Annotated in this window: 20 protein-coding genes; 12 read left to right on the forward strand and 8 right to left on the reverse strand. The window is 33.5% G+C overall.

The window, feature by feature from the left end; translation table 11 throughout:
- A complete protein-coding gene (locus G581_RS0102130; RefSeq protein ID WP_028844403.1) occupies window positions 1–1,614 on the reverse strand; it encodes an acyl--CoA ligase in 1,614 nt (537 codons plus the stop codon).
- Window positions 1,615–1,920: 306 nt separating this feature from the next.
- Here G581_RS0102130 and G581_RS11495 point away from each other — a divergent pair, with 306 nt between their 5' ends.
- Complete coding sequence (locus tag G581_RS11495) at window positions 1,921–3,534, forward strand: methyl-accepting chemotaxis protein (protein ID WP_051178706.1); 1,614 nt, start codon at window positions 1,921–1,923, stop codon at window positions 3,532–3,534.
- A 17-nt stretch (window positions 3,535–3,551) separates the two neighbouring features.
- Here the strand turns inward: G581_RS11495 and G581_RS0102140 are convergent, their stop codons facing one another.
- Entirely contained in the window at window positions 3,552–4,259 is a 708-nt protein-coding gene (locus tag G581_RS0102140) for a YdcF family protein (RefSeq protein ID WP_028844404.1), read from the reverse strand.
- Between the two features lie 177 nt (window positions 4,260–4,436).
- Here G581_RS0102140 and panC point away from each other — a divergent pair, with 177 nt between their 5' ends.
- Window positions 4,437–5,279, forward strand: a complete 843-nt coding sequence (gene panC, locus G581_RS0102145) for a pantoate--beta-alanine ligase (protein ID WP_028844405.1) — start codon at window positions 4,437–4,439, stop codon at window positions 5,277–5,279.
- 3 nt (window positions 5,280–5,282) lie between these two features.
- Here the strand turns inward: panC and G581_RS0102150 are convergent, their stop codons facing one another.
- Entirely contained in the window at window positions 5,283–6,347 is a 1,065-nt protein-coding gene (locus G581_RS0102150; protein WP_028844406.1) for an HD domain-containing phosphohydrolase, read from the reverse strand.
- 20 nt (window positions 6,348–6,367) lie between these two features.
- Here G581_RS0102150 and dtd point away from each other — a divergent pair, with 20 nt between their 5' ends.
- Both dtd and G581_RS0102160 read left to right on the forward strand, forming a co-directional pair.
- On the forward strand, window positions 6,368–6,808 hold the full coding sequence (dtd, locus tag G581_RS0102155; protein ID WP_028844407.1) for a D-aminoacyl-tRNA deacylase: 441 nt from the start codon (window positions 6,368–6,370) through the stop codon (window positions 6,806–6,808).
- A gap of 3 nt (window positions 6,809–6,811) precedes the next feature.
- A complete protein-coding gene (locus tag G581_RS0102160) occupies window positions 6,812–8,059 on the forward strand; it encodes a tRNA nucleotidyltransferase/poly(A) polymerase-related protein (protein WP_028844408.1) in 1,248 nt (415 codons plus the stop codon).
- 71 nt (window positions 8,060–8,130) lie between these two features.
- On the opposite strand, the gene G581_RS0102165 is transcribed toward G581_RS0102160, so the two are convergent.
- From G581_RS0102165 to G581_RS0102180, 4 genes are all read right to left on the reverse strand, one after another.
- On the reverse strand, window positions 8,131–9,555 hold the full coding sequence (locus tag G581_RS0102165) for an SLC13 family permease (protein WP_028844409.1): 1,425 nt from the start codon (window positions 9,553–9,555) through the stop codon (window positions 8,131–8,133).
- Between the two features lie 288 nt (window positions 9,556–9,843).
- Window positions 9,844–10,005, reverse strand: coding sequence for a hypothetical protein (locus G581_RS12190; protein ID WP_204365487.1), 162 nt, complete (start codon window positions 10,003–10,005; stop codon window positions 9,844–9,846).
- A gap of 24 nt (window positions 10,006–10,029) precedes the next feature.
- Complete coding sequence (locus G581_RS0102175; protein WP_028844410.1) at window positions 10,030–10,278, reverse strand: hypothetical protein; 249 nt, start codon at window positions 10,276–10,278, stop codon at window positions 10,030–10,032.
- A gap of 120 nt (window positions 10,279–10,398) precedes the next feature.
- Complete coding sequence (locus G581_RS0102180) at window positions 10,399–10,872, reverse strand: SH3 domain-containing protein (RefSeq protein WP_028844411.1); 474 nt, start codon at window positions 10,870–10,872, stop codon at window positions 10,399–10,401.
- Between the two features lie 274 nt (window positions 10,873–11,146).
- On the opposite strand from G581_RS0102180, the gene extKL reads away from it, so the two are divergent.
- The 6 genes from extKL to G581_RS0102215 all read left to right on the forward strand — a co-directional run bounded on the left by extKL (window position 11,147) and on the right by G581_RS0102215 (window position 15,601).
- Window positions 11,147–11,851, forward strand: a complete 705-nt coding sequence (gene extKL / locus G581_RS10295) for a multiheme c-type cytochrome (seleno)protein ExtKL (protein ID WP_273040250.1) — start codon at window positions 11,147–11,149, stop codon at window positions 11,849–11,851.
- Between the two features lie 27 nt (window positions 11,852–11,878).
- The gene (locus tag G581_RS11500; protein ID WP_051178711.1) at window positions 11,879–12,265 is read left to right on the forward strand and encodes a hypothetical protein; all 387 of its coding nucleotides are present in this window, start codon (window positions 11,879–11,881) and stop codon (window positions 12,263–12,265) included.
- Between the two features lie 509 nt (window positions 12,266–12,774).
- Window positions 12,775–14,358: a citramalate synthase gene (gene cimA / locus G581_RS0102200; protein WP_028844412.1), complete on the forward strand. Its 1,584-nt coding sequence runs from the start codon at window positions 12,775–12,777 to the stop codon at window positions 14,356–14,358.
- Entirely contained in the window at window positions 14,359–14,691 is a 333-nt protein-coding gene (hisI, locus tag G581_RS0102205) for a phosphoribosyl-AMP cyclohydrolase (RefSeq protein ID WP_028844413.1), read from the forward strand.
- 1 nt (window position 14,692) lies between these two features.
- Window positions 14,693–15,028 carry a histidine triad nucleotide-binding protein gene (locus G581_RS0102210; protein WP_028844414.1) on the forward strand — a complete coding sequence of 112 codons (336 nt, stop codon included), beginning with the start codon at window positions 14,693–14,695 and terminating at the stop codon, window positions 15,026–15,028.
- A 12-nt stretch (window positions 15,029–15,040) separates the two neighbouring features.
- On the forward strand, window positions 15,041–15,601 hold the full coding sequence (locus tag G581_RS0102215; protein WP_028844415.1) for an NUDIX hydrolase: 561 nt from the start codon (window positions 15,041–15,043) through the stop codon (window positions 15,599–15,601).
- Window positions 15,602–15,641: 40 nt separating this feature from the next.
- Here the strand turns inward: G581_RS0102215 and G581_RS0102220 are convergent, their stop codons facing one another.
- Window positions 15,642–15,824, reverse strand: a complete 183-nt coding sequence (locus G581_RS0102220; RefSeq protein WP_028844416.1) for a ferredoxin — start codon at window positions 15,822–15,824, stop codon at window positions 15,642–15,644.
- A gap of 89 nt (window positions 15,825–15,913) precedes the next feature.
- Between G581_RS0102220 and G581_RS0102225 the strand changes: the two genes are divergently transcribed.
- Both G581_RS0102225 and nadD read left to right on the forward strand, forming a co-directional pair.
- Entirely contained in the window at window positions 15,914–17,170 is a 1,257-nt protein-coding gene (locus G581_RS0102225) for a glutamate-5-semialdehyde dehydrogenase (protein ID WP_028844417.1), read from the forward strand.
- Window positions 17,167–17,787: a nicotinate-nucleotide adenylyltransferase gene (gene nadD / locus G581_RS0102230; RefSeq protein ID WP_028844418.1), complete on the forward strand. Its 621-nt coding sequence runs from the start codon at window positions 17,167–17,169 to the stop codon at window positions 17,785–17,787. The genes G581_RS0102225 and nadD overlap by 4 nt, the downstream gene beginning before the upstream one ends.
- The last annotated feature ends 3 nt before the right edge of the window (window positions 17,788–17,790 follow it).

Below are 17,790 nucleotides of genomic sequence, written 5' to 3' on the forward strand. Positions count from 1 at the left end.
TTATTGTAATTTCCCAAACTCTTTAAACTTAAGTTCTTTTCTTTTTATTTTACCACTTATTGTTTTTGGAAGTTCATCAACAAACTCTATTTTTCTTGGATATTTATAAGGAGCGGTCTCTTTTTTCACAAACTCTTGAATCTCTTTAACAAGTGAATCAGAAGGTTCATATTCTTGAGTCAAAACAATTAATGCTTTAACCACTTCACCTCTTACTTCGTCAGGGCTGGCAACAACAGCTGCTTCCTTAACAGCAGGATGCTTAATAAGAGCACTTTCAACTTCAAAAGGTCCAATTCGATATCCCGCACTTATTATGACATCATCTTCTCTACCAACAAACCAGAAATATCCATCTTCATCTTTATAACCACGGTCTCTGGTATAATACCATTCACCCCTGAATACAGCAGACATCTCCAATTTATCTCCCACGTATTCTTTAAAAAGTCCAACAGGTTTTTGAGGATTTACTTTAATTGCTATGTTTCCTTCTGTATTTGGAGGAAGAGGATTTCCATCATCATCTACTATATCTATATTATATCCAGGTGTTGGTAAGCCTGCTGCGCCGGCTTTAATGGGGAAAAATCTTAACATCGCAATTGTATTCACTGTTTCTGTTTGACCATATCCATTGTAAATATATTCTCCAGTTACTTCCTTCCAGATATTGATTATTTCAGGATTCAGTGGTTCTCCTGCTGCAACGAAGTGTCTGACTGTTTTAAATTTTAGCTCACTTAGGGGCAGTTCTTTAACAATCATCCTGTAAGCAGTTGGAGGACCACATATGGTTGTGATTTCGTATTTTTTCAAAGTTTCCACAATTAAAGATGGTGAAAACTTACCTTTTCTGTACAGACTGAATATTGTTGCTCCCATATTCCACGGACCCAAAAAACTTGACCATGCAGCCTTTGCCCAACCAGTGTCAGACAGGTTCCAGTGGATATCTCCTGGCTTTAGGTCAAGCCAGAATTTGCCGGTTATTATATGACCAATTGGATAACTCACCTGAGTGTGAAGAACCATTTTGGGAAGACCTGTTGTTCCAGATGTGAAGAATATGAAAGCAGGATCATCTGCAAAAGTCCTTTCACCTATAAATGCGTCACTGTTAAGCAGGTCTTCATAGCTTTTCCATCCTGCACGTTTATCTAAATTTATTAAAAGCACATCTTTCCCTGAACTATTCTCTGCATCTTCAATTTTCTGGGCGTTTTCAGAATTAGATATGACGGCTTTAATGTCTGCAGCTTTCAGTCTATATTCGATATCTTTTGCGGTTAAGAGAGTTGTTCCAGGAATTGCCACTGCATTGATTCTCATAATTGCAAGAAGAATTATCCACCATTCATATATGTTAGGAAGCAATATTAAAACTCTGTCTCCTTTATTTATTCCAAGTCTTTTCAACCCACCTGCTAATTTACTTGAAAGAATGGTTAATTCATTGAAACTGAATTTTTTTAAATCAATGCCATCTGTCCAGATAAGTGCTGTAGAATTTCCCCATCTGTCAAAAACATCCAGAGGAAATGAAAACTTTTCTGGAACATTGAGTTTGAATTTTTGAATTTCTTCATAATATCTTTTCATGGCTTCTTGCATTAATTCCTCCTAACAATTGCATAATTTAAAATCATAAAATAAAAAATATATATTTATCAAGGTTTAACCATTGAATTAATTTAAACATATTGACTAGACTCTCACAGAAATTTTTAATGAATTTATCCATCAAAACAACTATACTCAAAATTCTGGAACAATTATTATACAAATGAAAATTAATAATTTATAAAAAAATGATATAATGAACAACATAATTATACAGAATCATATTGATCATTCATTATCATGAGAAGTTTTTGAAATATAAGAGTCCATAATTTTATTTAAACAGGAGGGATAAATATGACAATTTCGAAACTTGTCAGGCTGGTCAGCATTACTACTCTGTGCACATTTGTATTGCTTTTTATTGTTTTTTATTTTACTGGAAAAACTTCCCAGAGTCATGTTCAAGAACTTGTTGATAAAGACCTTCAACTTCTTATTGGATTAAAAGATATTTACGGCCATGCTTCGCAAACATTGGCATCGATCAGAAATGTTCTGGCAACCAATGACGATGAATCAAAGAAAAATGCTGAGAAGTACTATAAAGAACTGATTAAAACACTTGATAACGCAATGAAAATTGCTCCATCTAATATGCAGGGTGATCTTAATAAGCTAACAAAAATGTGGCAAGAAAACCATGTTTTAATAACTGAAATAATAAAGCTTACTGAACAGGGCAAAAAAGAAGAAGCAATAAAAAAATCAGGAGAACTTACAGGTAGATTCAGACAGGCAAGAGAAATAACTTTCAATCTTACTGATGCGCAAAAACTCAAGTTTTCAAAGGCAAAAGAGAATATGTCAGAGGAAATGAAGAGAAACTTCACTTTTTTTGCTGGAATATTTATTATTTCAGCAATTGTTATCAATGTATTTCTATATTTTATGAATAAGTCTATAAAGGTTATTCCATCTATGGCACGTCAACTTGAAGAAATTGCAAAAGGTGTAGCCCGAGGTAATTTAGATATCGCAAAATTTTATAAAGAATATGAAAGCAGACAAGACGAAATAGGGCTTATTGCAAGAAGTATAATGAAGGTAGAAGAATTTACGCAGAGCGTTGTTAAGAATGTTAAAAATTCTCTGTTAACCATCCAATCTGTAATTGACTCTCTTGAGAGAAATACTGTAACACTTAAAACTAAGGCGGGGGATCAAACTTCACAATCACACCAGATTGCAACTGCTTCAGAGGAGATGTCTCAGACAATTACGGATATTGCCAGAAATACTGCAAGTGCATCAGAAATAGCTACAGAAAGCATGAATATTGCTCAGGAAGGGGTAGTACTGTCAGATAAAGCGACAAACATAGTGCAATCTGCAAATCGTTCAACTGTAGAATTGAAAAAAACAATGGATGCATTAAATCAACGGGTTGAAGAAATTGGAGATATTTTAACAGTGATAAAAGACATAGCTGATCAAACAAATCTGCTTGCTTTAAATGCGGCAATAGAGGCAGCAAGGGCAGGAGAGCAGGGAAGAGGCTTTGCAGTTGTTGCAGATGAAGTGAGAAAGCTTGCAGAAAAGACCATTAAGTCAACTGATGAAATAGCACAGAAAATATCAGCTGTTCAGGACGAATCCCGCGAGTCTTTGAAAAACATGGATGCAACTGCCCGTGAAGTTGCTGAAGCACTTAAAGCGCTGAATGAAGTGAAAAAAGCACTTAACAGAATTGCTGAACATTCTCTGAAAGTAAAAGACCAGATAACACAGATAGCAACTGCAACTGAGGAACAGTCTTCTGCCAGTGATGAAGTTGCCCGTTCTGCAGAACATTCAAGTTCACTTGCACAGGATGTAAAGGTTACATCAGAGGAAGTTGCAAAGGAAGTTGAAAGCCTTCATGTAGTAATTAAAAGTCTTACAGAATCTATTAAAGGAGTTCAAGCTTAAGATATTTTTAATAAAAATTAGCTTACTATTAAGGCGATATGTTCTCTTATGGCTTTTGATGAAAGAGAGAAATTACTAAATTTGGGCAAAAAGCTGTATATATTGTAATAATTACTTCGTTTAAAATCTGTTGGATATGGTATAATTTCTATCCCTGTTTGTTTAAAAAGTTTAACTGCTCTTTTCATATGATATGCTGAAGTGACAAGTATTACTTTTTTAAAAGCTCTTTCTTTGCATATATGAGAAACATGGAGAGCATTTTCAGAGGTATCTCTGCTTTTATTTTCTTCAATAAGATTGGATTCTTCAATGCCAAATTCATTTAGAATTTCTGTCATTGCTTTACTGTCTGAAATTTTTCCTTCAAAAGCACCACCAGAAACAATAACAGGGAGTTTTGTTTTTTTATAAACCAAATAACCTGTAAGTAACCTGTTTGATGTGTCTTCTGTCATAGAGCCTGAACTGTAAACTCCGCCACCAAGTATGACAATAGCATCAGCATTTAATTTTTCAGAAATAGTATAACTTTTTTCCAGTGGATATAATATCAAATCTTTCACTGGTTCAATAGATATCAAATAGACAAATAAAGCTGAAAAAACAGATAAAAAGCAGATAAATTTTTTCTTTTTCTCTATCAATGCAATGAAAAGAAATATAATTATTAAAATACCTGGTGGCAAAATCAAGGATGTAAGCAGTTTTTTTAGAAGAAACATGAAATTAAGTATATCAGAGTTATTTGGTCTGTGCAAATTCTATTTTTGTCAATAACCAATATGTTTTTTTATTTCAATAGAATTACATAAATGTTTTACAATATGTAAAATGTAACAATTATATAATAATTTTGAGTTTGCAAAGAGTTATAAAATATATGGAGGACAGGAGACAAAATGGAAATAATAAGAATTCCTAGCATAATGCGAGAAATAGCAAAGGATTTAATAATTAAAGGGAAATCCATAGGTTTTGTTCCAACCATGGGAGCACTTCATGAAGGGCATCTTTCTTTAATTAAAAGAGCAAGGGATGAGAATGATTATACAGTGGTTAGTATTTTTGTAAATCCCACTCAATTTGTACAGGGAGAAGATTATGACAGATATCCACGAGATGTTGAAGGCGATAAAGAAAAAATAGAAAAAATAGGAATTGATTACATATTTTTGCCTGATGTAACTTCTTTATATCCTCATGGATACAGTACTTATGTCACAGTTGAAAGCTTAAGTGATAAACTATGTGGAAAATTCAGACCAGGTCATTTTCGTGGAGTGGCTACAATATTATGCAAATTTTTCAATATCATAAAACCAACTAGAGCTTATTTTGGACAGAAAGACTATCAACAGGCATTGATTGTTAAAAGAATGGTTGAGGATTTAAATTTCGGCATTGAAATTATTATCTGTCCCACTATAAGAGAAAATGATGGACTTGCAATAAGTTCAAGAAACTTATATCTTAGTGATGAAGAAAGAAAAGCATCAATAATTATCTATCAAGCTTTAAAAAAGGGAGAACAACTTTTAAAGGAAGGTGTTAATCCATCAGAGGTAAGCTTAAAAATGAAGGAAATTCTTGAAAACGAACCTCTTGTTAGTGAAATTCAATATACAGGAGTTTTTGACCCATTCAGACTTGATGAGTTACGAGAAAAACAGGACAAGTATCTTCTTGCAATTGCAGTAAAGATTGGTGATACTCGATTAATTGATAATATTATTATTGAGTGAGTTTCAGTCTTTTAATGTTTGTTTGATATTTATAAATGCTTCAAGGTTATTTATGAAAATTTCAAATAATTCAGGATCAAAATGAATGTGTGAGATTTTTTTCATAATATTGATTGCCTGTTCTACTAAAAAGGCAGGTCTGTAAACTCTATCTGAAGTCATAGCATCAAAGACATCGCAGATGGCAACAATTCTTGCAAAAACGTGAATTTCTTCTCCTTTAAGTCCTTTAGGATATCCAGAACCATCCCATTTTTCATGATGCTGTTCTGCTATGATTTTTCCTGCTTTAAGTGTTTTGAACCTTGGATCAGATTCTAATATTTTCGATCCAATTGTTGTATGAAGTTTTATTATCTCGAATTCTTCTGGAGTCAATGAGCCAGGTTTTTTTAAAATTTTGTCTGGAATGCCTATTTTCCCGACATCATGGAGTGGAGCTGCATAAAAAATATAGTTCTGGTCCTGCTCTGATAAACCATATAGCCTGGCAAGTAATCTGGCATAATGACTGATTCTTCTGATATGCTGACCTGTTTCTTCATCTCTGAATTCAGAGATCATTCCCAGTTTTATAATCATTTCATACTCTGCTTCCTTTGAAAGCTCCAATGCTTCTCGCAATTCTTTTGTTTTTTTGGATACTTCTTTCTGTAAAATTTCATTTATATTTTTTATTAAATCGTTATATTTTTTAAGCTGTAAATTATTTATAACCCTGAGTTTTAATTCTTCCGTATCAAATGGTTTTGCTACGAAATCATTAGCTCCCATTTTTAATGCATTTTTCCTTTCCTGTTCATCTCCTGACAGAACAACAACAGGAATATGTGCTGTTGAAGGATTGGATTTCAAGATATTTAAAACTTCTATCCCATTAATTCCGGGCATTCTGATATCGAGGACAATAAGGTCAATCGCATGATTTTTTAAAAGTTCAATTGCTTCAAAACCATTATTAGCTGTCAGAACTATTATGTTTGGAAACTCTGAAAAAATAGATGATATTAATTCCAGATTTAAAGTTTCATCATCAATTACTAGAAGCTGAGAGACTTCTTTAAACATAGTATGATATATTAACATAAATGATTGCGCTACTGCAGAAAGTAAGCCAGGCAGGAGTGAGCGTTAATGGCGAAAAAATCTCAGAAATTAAGAGAGGCCTTCTTGTTTTTCTTGGCGTGGAAAAAGAGGATTCGGAAAAAGATATCGAATATTTGATAAATAAAATAGTCAACCTCAGAATTTTCGAAGATGATAACTCAAAGATGAATCTTTCAGTCAAGGATATAAAAGGCGAAATTATGATTGTCTCAGAGTTTACACTTACAGGTGATTGCAAAAAAGGACTTAGACCATCATTTGGTAAAGCAATGCCACCAGATGAGGCTGAGAAGCTTTATAGTAAATTTGTAGAATTGATGAAAAAAACAGGAATTCCAATAAAAGAAGGTGCTTTCAGAAGTTTTATGCATGTTTTTCTTATTAATGAAGGTCCTGTAACATTTATACTCAATACGAGGTGAGGAATGTTTGATAGTTTAAGGGAGAATAAATATTTCAGAGAGATTGTAAGTTTTTTAAAACAGGAAAACCTATATGAAAAATCATATCTTGTTGGAGGTAGCGTAAGGGATCTGCTTTTACAAAAACCATTAAAGGATATTGACTTTGCTATAAAGGCTGATACAATAAAGCTTGCAAGAGAATTTGCAAGACAAACTAATGGTAGCTTTGTTCTTCTTGATGAATTTTTTTCAATTGGTAGAGTTGTAAAAGATGATATTACAATTGATTTTGCTGAATTACGAGGTGGTAGTATTGAAGCCGATTTAAGAGAGAGAGATTTTACGATAAATTCAATGGCTGTTCCTTTATCTTTAGAAAAAATTATAGACCCCTTTGAAGGCATTAAAGACTTGAATAACAAGCTCATAAAAATGGTAAATGAAGAAAATTTAAAAGCAGACCCTTTGAGAGTTTTAAGAGCATACAGATTTCATGCAACTTTAGATTTTATAATCGAAAACATGACCCATGAGGCGTTGAAAAGAAATGCTTATTTGATGAAACTTACTGCAAGGGAAAGATTAAAGGATGAACTCTGGAAAATACTGTCAGTGATTGATAGCCTGAAAACAGTAAGGCTTATGGTTGAAGATGAGATATTTAAAGCTATTTTTAAGCCATCGGAACATCTTCAAATAATATCTGATATAAAAGCGTTTGAACTCATGGAGATGATTTTGAAAGAACCTGAAAAGTTGTTTTCTGTTTCATTGGATAAAATTATTCAGAAACAATATATTTATATCTGTCTGAAATTTGCAGCAATTTTTGATTTCCAAGTTTCTGAAATGATCAAGCAACTTAAACCTTCAAAAAAAGAGCAGCGATTTGTTGAAAGCCTGATTGAATCTCATATCAGAATAAGAAATATAGAGACTTTGGTTGATAAAGTGAGATTTATAAGAGATTTTGAAAAAATACTATATCCTGCTCTTATATATGGAATCAGCAAAGACCCATTAGGATATGCAAGATCATGGTTTTACAGAAGGATTGAAGATTTTTACAGAAAAGTTTATTTAAAAAATAAGAAGAAACTACCTATTATTAAAGGAGATGAGATTCTGAAACTAGGGTTTGAGCCCTCTCCCATTGTTGGAGAGATTCTTGAAAGAATAGAGACCCTTGTTCTTGCAGGAAAAATATTTAATAAAGAACAGGCAATACAGGAAATTAAAAAGAGATATCTTTTAACCAGACAAGAGTAGTTATTAACTTTGTATATGTTACTGTTTAAAAAATTTAAACAGAGCTAATTAATTTAAATATCTCAAAGAGTTTATAATATTCCGATAATAGACCAGTAAAACACAGAAAAAAGGGCAACTGGAATAGCAGTTATAGTTTGTACCAGTGCTACTTTTGTAAGTTGTTTAAGCGTAAACCCCTCACCCTTTGTCATACCATAAACTATCACAGCTGGTTGACACTGATATGGGAATATAAAATATCGGAACAATAACAAAAACAAAGCAACAAACAATGTTGGATTAACTCCGATATTATTGGAAAGTGACACGAGGGATGGTAATAAGACAGCAGCTAAAATATAGGGATTTACAATAACTATTGCCAGTAAAAAAAATAACACTGTAACAACCAGGCTTAGGAGATAAAGGTTTCCGGTTACTGGGTATATTATCGGAATCAGCATATCAGTTATCCATTTAGCAATTGCGTATTTACTCATCAAACTGGCTATGGTTAGAATACCGCCCATCCAGATAATAGTTGGCCAATCAAGTTTTTTAATATCTGCTGAGCTTAAAATACCAATCCCGGGTGAAGCCATTAAAGATGCTACAAAAATGCAACTCACCCACAGGGGAATTTTAGTCCAGCTTGATGTGGCCCAGAGCAAAATTGCAATTACTGCTAGTATTAAAATACGCTTTTCTTTTTCTGTTAAAGTTGGAGGTAAAGCTTTAAGCTCTTTAAGAATAACATCTTTTGAAATAACCTTATTTCTGGGTTTGAACATATGTATTATTATTTGCCATGTAATCAATGTTGCTAAGATTGATATTGCTCCTATTAGAATGAACCAGCCAGCATAAGAGGTATAGTGGTTGTATTGAGGCATTGATCTGGTTAGCACACCAAGTATTATTATGTTGGCAACTGAACCTGTTGGAAGCAGACCTGCTGTTGTCCATCCACCAAACATGGCACTTAATGTCAGGCCAGCTTTAGCTGGTCCATTTTTCTGTTTTTCCATCTCTTTTCCAATACTTAAAGCTATTGGTAATAAAATTACTGATTTAGCTACTGAAGACGGAATTATAAAAGTAAGGACTAAACCAACAAGCAAAAATCCCAGGATAAGACTGCTGTAAGTTGCAGAGATATGTGAAAGCAATAACAGTGAAAGACGGTGCCCAATCCCGGATACCTGAATTGCGAGTCCAAACATAAAAATCCCTATCACAGCAACCCAGGTTGGACTACTGAATCCTCCGAGAATATCTGTAACAGGAACTCCGGCAAAGTACATAAAAGGCATTATTAACAACGTAGAGGCAAAAGGTGGAATAGGCTCAAAAATCCACATAACAACTACAAATAAAATAATCCCGAAAATACGAGCATCTAATTCAGGTAATCCAACAGGAATAAAGCAAAAAATAATCAGCACTGTTGTTGAAACTGTCCAGCCTATCAGATTTTTGTAATTACTTATTTTATTAATGCATTTTAAATTCATTGCAAATTTTTTATATGTGAATAATAAATATTCGCCTTTTATTTTGTAATATAATTCTCTGATTTTTGCTATGTCAAATGTAGTATAGAGTTGAGAGATTTAAAATTTTAAAATATTTCTAGATGAGCATATTAAGGGCAATTAATAATTTAACGTGAGAACTGCTCAGGAGCTATTGAGCCATATGGCTATGGAAATGATGATTTTACTTGGTGGACGGTAGGGGAGTCGAACTATTGTTATAAGGCAGTTGTCAATAAAATTGTATTTATTCTCTAAATCTGGAATTCAGGATCTGTCTAATTTCATATAGCACCTCTTTTGATACAGTAAGGGTTTTCTCCATATACCCAGGGTTATTCTGTTTACAATAACATAGATAGAAATCTCAGCTGTTTTAACTGACTGAAAATATCCACCATGATTGACTGCATAAGGGTTCAAATGCATTCACTGCCTCCTCATAGTTGTTGATTAATTTGATCCTGTTTCTTCGTTAAATCTGGAGACATTTTCCTTTGTAGAGATTATGAGTAGCAGCCTTTTTAATCCCCTTCCAATTAAGTCATTAAGTATTTTTAAAGTATTTTTAGCCAGTCCCCTTTCTTCTCTGATCCCCAATATACATAATATCCAAAGAAATCTTTCCTGAGATTCATATCCATCCCTTGATATCGTGCTTAATGTAAAAAGAATATGGCTGATGTGGTAGTTGCCCTTCATGAACCAAAATACGCTTTTTTAGATACAATCCCTTAATCGGTTTTTTAAAAAATATCTTTTGCCAGATAAAAAAGAAGTTAACAAATTCAATACAATTATGATCAAAACTCAAATAATTTATTATGGTATCCATAAATAACTTTTATGAATCCACCCTGAGTCACCCCACTGATCTTGAAATTTTACCCAGTTTCCTTGAATTTTTATTACTTTAAAGGAATAATATTTTTCTACAAAACCTAATTTAGAGTACTTTGTGGAAGGTCCGCCTCTTACGTTGACTTTTTTTGCTTTGACAACTCCGCATTTTATCTGATCTGACACAAGACTTCTATGAACCCAGTTAACATCTCCATCCACATCTTTAACAGCATACCAATTTCTATCTAAACTCAGTCCAACTTTAACAAGAGGCATATATTTACCAACTGTCCATGCTTTTTTGTAGCTCGTGCTAGGACATAATCTTATATTTGCCGACTCTGTTTTTATACACAGAGCTTCAGAAAAGTTTGTAAAAACAAAAATAGTTATAACTATCAATAAAGTTTTTATGTTTATAAGCTTTGAAGTTGAAAAATAGTTTGTTAACATCACTCCTCCTACTGCAAATAGATTTTTCAACAAAAGTTTGAAAATAATTGTTTAATATTAGTAGAAAAATATTTCAAGATAAAATGGTCAGATTATATGTAATTTAAAAGTATAATAGTAGAATTCAATTGAGTTTATCAACTTGGATTATGGCAGCATTAGTCCAGAGTGTAGTCTTAGCAACCACTTTTTTAAATTAATGACAATAATAGGAAATTTAAATATTACAGGTAAAACTTAATCCTGATCATAAGTTCTACTATACGCAAGATCAATAATAGGAACACCAAGAACTTTAGATGCATTCAGCAGAATGATTAAGAACTATCTTCTCAGCGATCAATGGAAGTATGCAGGGGTAAAGAAAATTGAAGATATCAAAATAGAACATCTTATGCCCTGTCTTGAATGCCACCTTCCTCAGACTAAGTTTGCAACAGATGATGTGGCGGTGGAAATAGCAAAAGCTGCGGTTAATGGTGATTTAAACACCCTTAGCAAGCTTTCCATAAACTGCCTTGTATGCCACCATGATAAGGCAATTATTCATCAATGGGTTGATGGCCCTCCAGAGGACAATGTCATATACGGTAATAAATCAGGAAAGCATGAAGGTGTTTCATATTACAGCATGATTAAAAAGAGTCCGGTTCTTCAGGAGTCCATCTTCTGCGGGCAGTGTCATGGTCTGGGGCCTGGTTTTCATTATCCAAATCCTGTCCACTGTGCCATGTTGTATGGAAGCTATCTTAATGCATATATTCCAAGCGGAGGAACAAAAACCTGTCAGGACTGTCACATGGAAAAGGGACACTTTATGTCAGCTTATAGTGACAGTGATATGGCTAAAAAGGCAGTAAGAGTGGACGTAGAAACGCTTGCGTATTATTTTCATCCAAAGGCTTTTGAGTGGACACCACTTGCGGTTGTAACTGTTCGCATGACTTGTAATGCCGGGCACAGAATTCCAGATGGCTGACCCACTCCGAATCGGCTGGTCCTGGATGTGACCGCAAAAACAAAGGATGGGAAAGAGATATTCCGTGAATCAAAAATTTATATGCCACAGGCTTTAAGTTATGGACGGGGCAATTTCATGTGGTCTGATGGAGCTTACCGGGGTTGGAAAAGCGCAATTATTAGAGACACCTCACTTCAGCCTTTACAAACCAGGATAGAAACCTTTGAGATTCCATTTCCTCTTGAAGTCTTAGAAAAGGATGGTAAAAAGCAAAGAATAGTTAAATATGAAGAAATGAATGTGACAATTCAGCTGTGGTATCTACCGATTGGAGGTGATCCAAAACTTGGAACACCAGGAAAAACTCAGTTTTTGTTTTATGAGACAACTAAAAATATAAAGCTAAAACCAAGAGATTCTTATATACAGTAAATTAAAATGAATACCGTGGCGACTATGATCTGTTGCCACGGTTTAATGTGATTGTTTCATTGAAAATTGACAATTTAATTTATCGTTAATTCAGATTTTTATTGACAACTGCCAGAAGAGATGACATATCTGGCTGGAAGAAGGACTACTACACTCTTCTTCATTAACTTCATCTCCTATTTCATCTCTTCCCAGAATGATTCATAAAAATTTTGCTTGAATTCTTTCCATAAATCTGATAACCGTAACTCTACAAGTGTTTTCTCTTTCTTGGGTGTATCCTCCTTTTTTCTTTACTTTACTGTTGTTTGAACAATACAGGATACACCCTTTTTGTTCATCTCTTCAATTTTACACAAAATATTTTACTCTACCGAATTCAGTGATTATTACGAAACTGCTGATAGCAATCATCTGCTATATTTGTTTTAAAATTTTTTATTATTCTTGATTTTTAAAGGTAAGTTGATGCCTTGCCTTTAAAGTACATAATATAATATTATTTTAATATGAATAACCTCGAAATATACGATACAACATTAAGAGATGGTTCACAGGCAGAAGATATATCCTTTTCAGTAGATGATAAACTGAAAATTACTGAGAAACTTGATGAACTCGGTATTCATTATATAGAGGGTGGTTGGCCTGGTTCAAATCCAAAAGATGCTGAATATTTTAAAAAGGTTAAAAAGCTTCAGCTCAACAATGCAGTTATAGTTGCTTTTGGAAGCACACATAGACCAAAAATAAAAGTTGAAAATGACCCGAATGTTAAATCTCTAATAGCATCTGAAACAAAAATTTTTACTATTTTTGGTAAAACATGGGATTTTCATGTAACAGAGGCACTTAAAGTATCGCTTGAAGAAAATCTTGAGTTGATTTTTAATACAATTACTTTTTTAAAAAAGTATTCTGAGAAAGTATTTTTTGATGCTGAACATTTTTTTGATGGATATAAAAATAATCCCGAGTATGCTCTGAGATGTTTAAAAAGTGCTGAAGATGCAAAGGCAGACTGTATTATTTTATGCGACACAAACGGAGGAACTCTTCCCAATGATGTTGAAAAAATCATAAGAGAGGTTAAAAGTTCATTAAATGTTTCCATAGGTATTCATGCTCACAATGATTCTGACTGTGCTGTTGCTAATAGCATTGTTGCAGTTTTAAATGGAGCTGCTCATGTACAGGGTACTGTAAATGGATTTGGTGAAAGATGTGGGAATGCAAATCTTTGTTCTGTGCTTCCGAATCTACAGTTTAAACTTGGATATAAATGCATTGATGGAGAGAATTTAAAAAAGCTTACAGAGGTTTCAAGATTTGTTTATGAAATAGCCAACCTTAATCCATTTAAAAGACAACCATTTGTTGGAGAAAGTGCTTTTGCTCATAAAGGTGGTGTTCATGTAAGTGCGGTAAGCAAAAGACCAGAGACTTATGAACATATTAAGCCAGAATTGGTTGGAAATCGCCAGAGAATACTGGTTTCTGATCTTGCCGGAAAAAGTAATATTCTTAAAAAAGCAGAAGAGCTCGGTATTCCTTTACAGCTAATTTCTCCTGAAGTACAGGCAATTGTTAATGCTGTGAAAACATTGGAAAATGAAGGATATCAATTTGAAAGTGCTGAAGCATCGCTTGAACTATTGTTCAGAAAAACCCTTGGATTAAAAAGAAAATTTTTCGATTTGATAGGATTTAGAGTCATAGATGAAAAAAGAAGTAATAATTATTTTACTCCAAGTGAAGCAACAATAATGGTAAAGGTTGGTAGAAGAATTGAACATACTGCTGCTACAGGAAATGGTCCTGTTAATGCACTTGATAATGCGTTAAGAAAAGCCCTTGAGAAATTTTATCCTGAACTGAAAAAAGTAAAACTTAAAGATTACAAAGTAAGAGTAGTTAATTCAGGTAAAGGTACTGCTTCAAAAGTCAGAGTTCTTATAGAGTCAGGTGATGAAAAAAGTGTATGGAGCACTGTGGGAGTATCTGAAAACATAATTGAAGCATCATGGCAGGCTATTGTTGATAGCATTGAGTATAAACTTTGCAGAGAAAAATTAAAAAAAGGAGAAATATAATTGCTTCCAGATCTTAAATTTGACGACAAAGGCTTAATTCCTGTTGTAGTGCAGGAGATAGATACAAAAGAAGTCTTAATGGTTGCTTATATGGATGAGGTGGCTTTAAAAAAAACAGTTGAAACGGGCTATACTCATTTCTGGTCCCGTTCAAGGAAAACTTACTGGAAAAAAGGAGAAACATCAGGAAATGTTCAGGAAGTAAAAGAGATTTACTATGATTGTGATGCTGATACGCTTTTAATCATGGTCAAACAGCATGGGAGTGGAGCATGTCATACTGGACACAGAACATGCTTTTATAGAAAAATTTCTATTAAAAAGGGTAACTAAAATGAATTGTGTATTCTGTAAAATTATAAATAAAGAAATTCCTTCCAGAATTGTTTATGAAGATGACAAAGTTCTGGCTTTTGAGGATATCAATCCACAGGCACCAACTCACATCCTTGTTATACCGAAAAAACACTTTTCTAATTTAGTTGATATGGATGATAAAGAACTTATAGGCCATATTTTTATGGTGATAAAAAAAATTGCCAAAGACAGAGGTGTAGATGAAAGAGGCTTCAGAGTTGTTATGAACTGTAATTCTGAAGCAGGGCAGACAGTCTATCATACTCATTTTCACCTTTTAGCAGGAAGGAAGATGCACTGGCCTCCTGGATGATGTCTAATTCAAATGAAAATTCTTAAAAAAGAAGTAGTCTGGCAGGGAAAATATTTAAGAGTTATATTGCTTTATTATCAGGATAGCAATGGCAATATACGGCAGTGGGAAGCTGTTGAAAGAGTCAATTGCAAGGGCATTGTTGTTGTAATTCCTATAACAGAAAATAATGAAGTTATCTTTATCAGGCAATTCAGACCTGTTCTAGGCGGGTATGTTGTGGAATTTCCAGCTGGGCTGAATGATAGGCAGGAGCAGTTAATAGATGTTGCAAAAAGAGAATTGATTGAAGAAACAGGATTGTTTTCTGAGGAGATAATTTTTCTTGCTGAAGGTCCTGTGTCCTCCGGACTGTCAACAGAGGTTTTAACAGTATTTGTTGCAAAAAATGTTCAAGAAGCTTCTGAAAAATTAAAAAAATTTTATCCACCAGATGAAAGCGAAACTATAGAAGTTTTTAAGATTCCTATAAATAAAGCCTTGGATAAACTTAATGAACTAAAAAATCAGGGAAATTATTTAGATTTAAAAATCTTTGGTTTTTTAGAGCTTGCAAGAAAATTTATAAATTAAAATTTGAGGGTAGAGAATAAGACTCCACCCTCAAATTTTTTTACTCGAATCTGATAGCCTGAGATGGGCAGAGATCTGCAGCCTGCTGGCAATCACAGGTAGAACACTTATCAGGACCAATCACCCATGCTTTGTCATCTCTCAATTCAAAAACTTCAGGGCATACTTCAATGCAGCTTCCGCATCCTACGCAAAGATCGTAATCAACTACTGGTGTTGGCATAATCTCTCCTCCTTGTTTAATTTTATTTTTATAGAATATAACAAAAAAAGTTAAAATATGCAATTAGAAATTTTTCAAAGGGGGTAAAAATGGAAATAAAACAATTAATTTTGAACAAAGCCAGAGAAGCTAAAGAGGCTTCCAGATTTATTGCAAAAGCATCAACAGATTTAAAAAATCAGATAATTATGAGAATGGCTGATTATCTGAAACAGAAAAAAGATGAGCTAATTGAAGCAAATAAAGTTGATGTTAGAAAGGCGATGCAAAAGGGAATTTCAAAGGCTCTTATTGATCGACTTACTTTAACAGAAAAAAGAATTGCTGAGATGATAAAAGGACTTGAGGAAGTTGTGGCTCTTTCTGATCCTGTTGGAGAAATAACAAAAATGTGGTTGAGACCGAATGGAATGCAAGTTGGAAAGATGAGAGTTCCTATTGGAGTAATTGGAGTAATTTATGAGGCAAGACCAAATGTTACTGTTGATGTAACAGGATTATGTCTTAAAGCTGGTAACGCGGTAGTTTTAAGAGGTGGTTCTGAAGCTATAAATTCAAATATTGCATTGGTAAAAATTTTAAAAAAGGCTTTGAAAGATGAAAAAATGCATGATGGCGTTGTAACATATATCGATATTCCACAAAGACAAGCTGTTCTTGAAATGATCAAGCTTGAGGGATTAATTGATTTAATTATTCCTCGAGGAGGCGAAGGGCTTATAAGAACAGTTACTGAAAATTCGAGAATTCCGGTATTAAAGCATTATAAAGGTGTTTGCCATATTTTTGTTGATAGAGAAGCTGATTTAGTAATGGCTGAAGAAGTTTGTTTTAATGCCAAGGTTCAGAGACCTGCAACCTGTAATGCTATGGAAACAATGCTTGTTGATGAGTATATAGCAAAAAAGTTTCTGCCAAAAATGTTAAAAAGATTTGAAGACACAGGAGTTGAAATTAGAGGTTGTTCTAAAACTAAAAAAATATATCCTAATGTTAAAGATGTAACTGAGGAGGATTATTATCGAGAATATCTTGATTTGATACTTAATATTAGAGTTGTAAAAGATATCGATGAAGCAATAGGACACATAACAAAATATGGTTCTGCTCATTCAGATGCCATTATTACAGAAAATTATAATAAGGCTTTGAGATTTTTAAGAGAAGTGGATTCATCATCTGTTTTTGTTAATGCGTCAACAAGACTTAACGATGGTTATCAATTTGGTCTTGGTGCTGAAATAGGAATTTCTACAGACAAAATACATGCCCGTGGTCCTATGGGTCTTGAAGAGCTTACATGCACTAAATTTATAGTTTTAGGTAATGGACAGATCAGACAATGAAAATAGGACTTTTTGGGGGTACTTTTAATCCCGTTCATCTTGGACATCTAAGAGCAGTCGAAGAAGTGAGGGAATATTTTTTACTTAATAAAATTGTTTTTATCCCTGCGGGAGTTCCACCTTTAAAAAAATACGATTTAACAGAAGCTACGCATAGATTAAATATGACAAAACTCGCAGTACAGGATAATCCCCATTTTGAAGTTTCAGACTTTGAGGTTAAACAAAACAAACCTTCTTATACAGTGAATACTGTTGCATATTTTAAGAAAGTTTACGAAAAAGATATGCTTTTTTTTATAATGGGTATTGATGCTTTTTTGGAATTAAAATTATGGTATAGATATAGAGACTTATTAAGGATGGTTGATTTTATTGTTATGTCGAGACCTGGATTTAACAGTATAGAAAATTCTGAGTTTATTGAATACAGAGAATCGAAGAATTGTTTTAAATTTAAAAATTCAGATAAAAAACTATTTTATTTAGCAGTTTCACCTTACTGGATATCCTCCAGGGTTTTGAGAGAAATGATTCATGAGGGAAGAAGTGTTCGCTATCTGGTGACCGAAGAAATTCGTAAATATATTGATGAAAACAAACTTTACAGGGAGTAGAGT

The organism is Thermodesulfovibrio thiophilus DSM 17215 (genome assembly GCF_000423865.1).
GTDB classification, from domain to species: Bacteria; Nitrospirota; Thermodesulfovibrionia; order Thermodesulfovibrionales; family Thermodesulfovibrionaceae; genus Thermodesulfovibrio; species Thermodesulfovibrio thiophilus.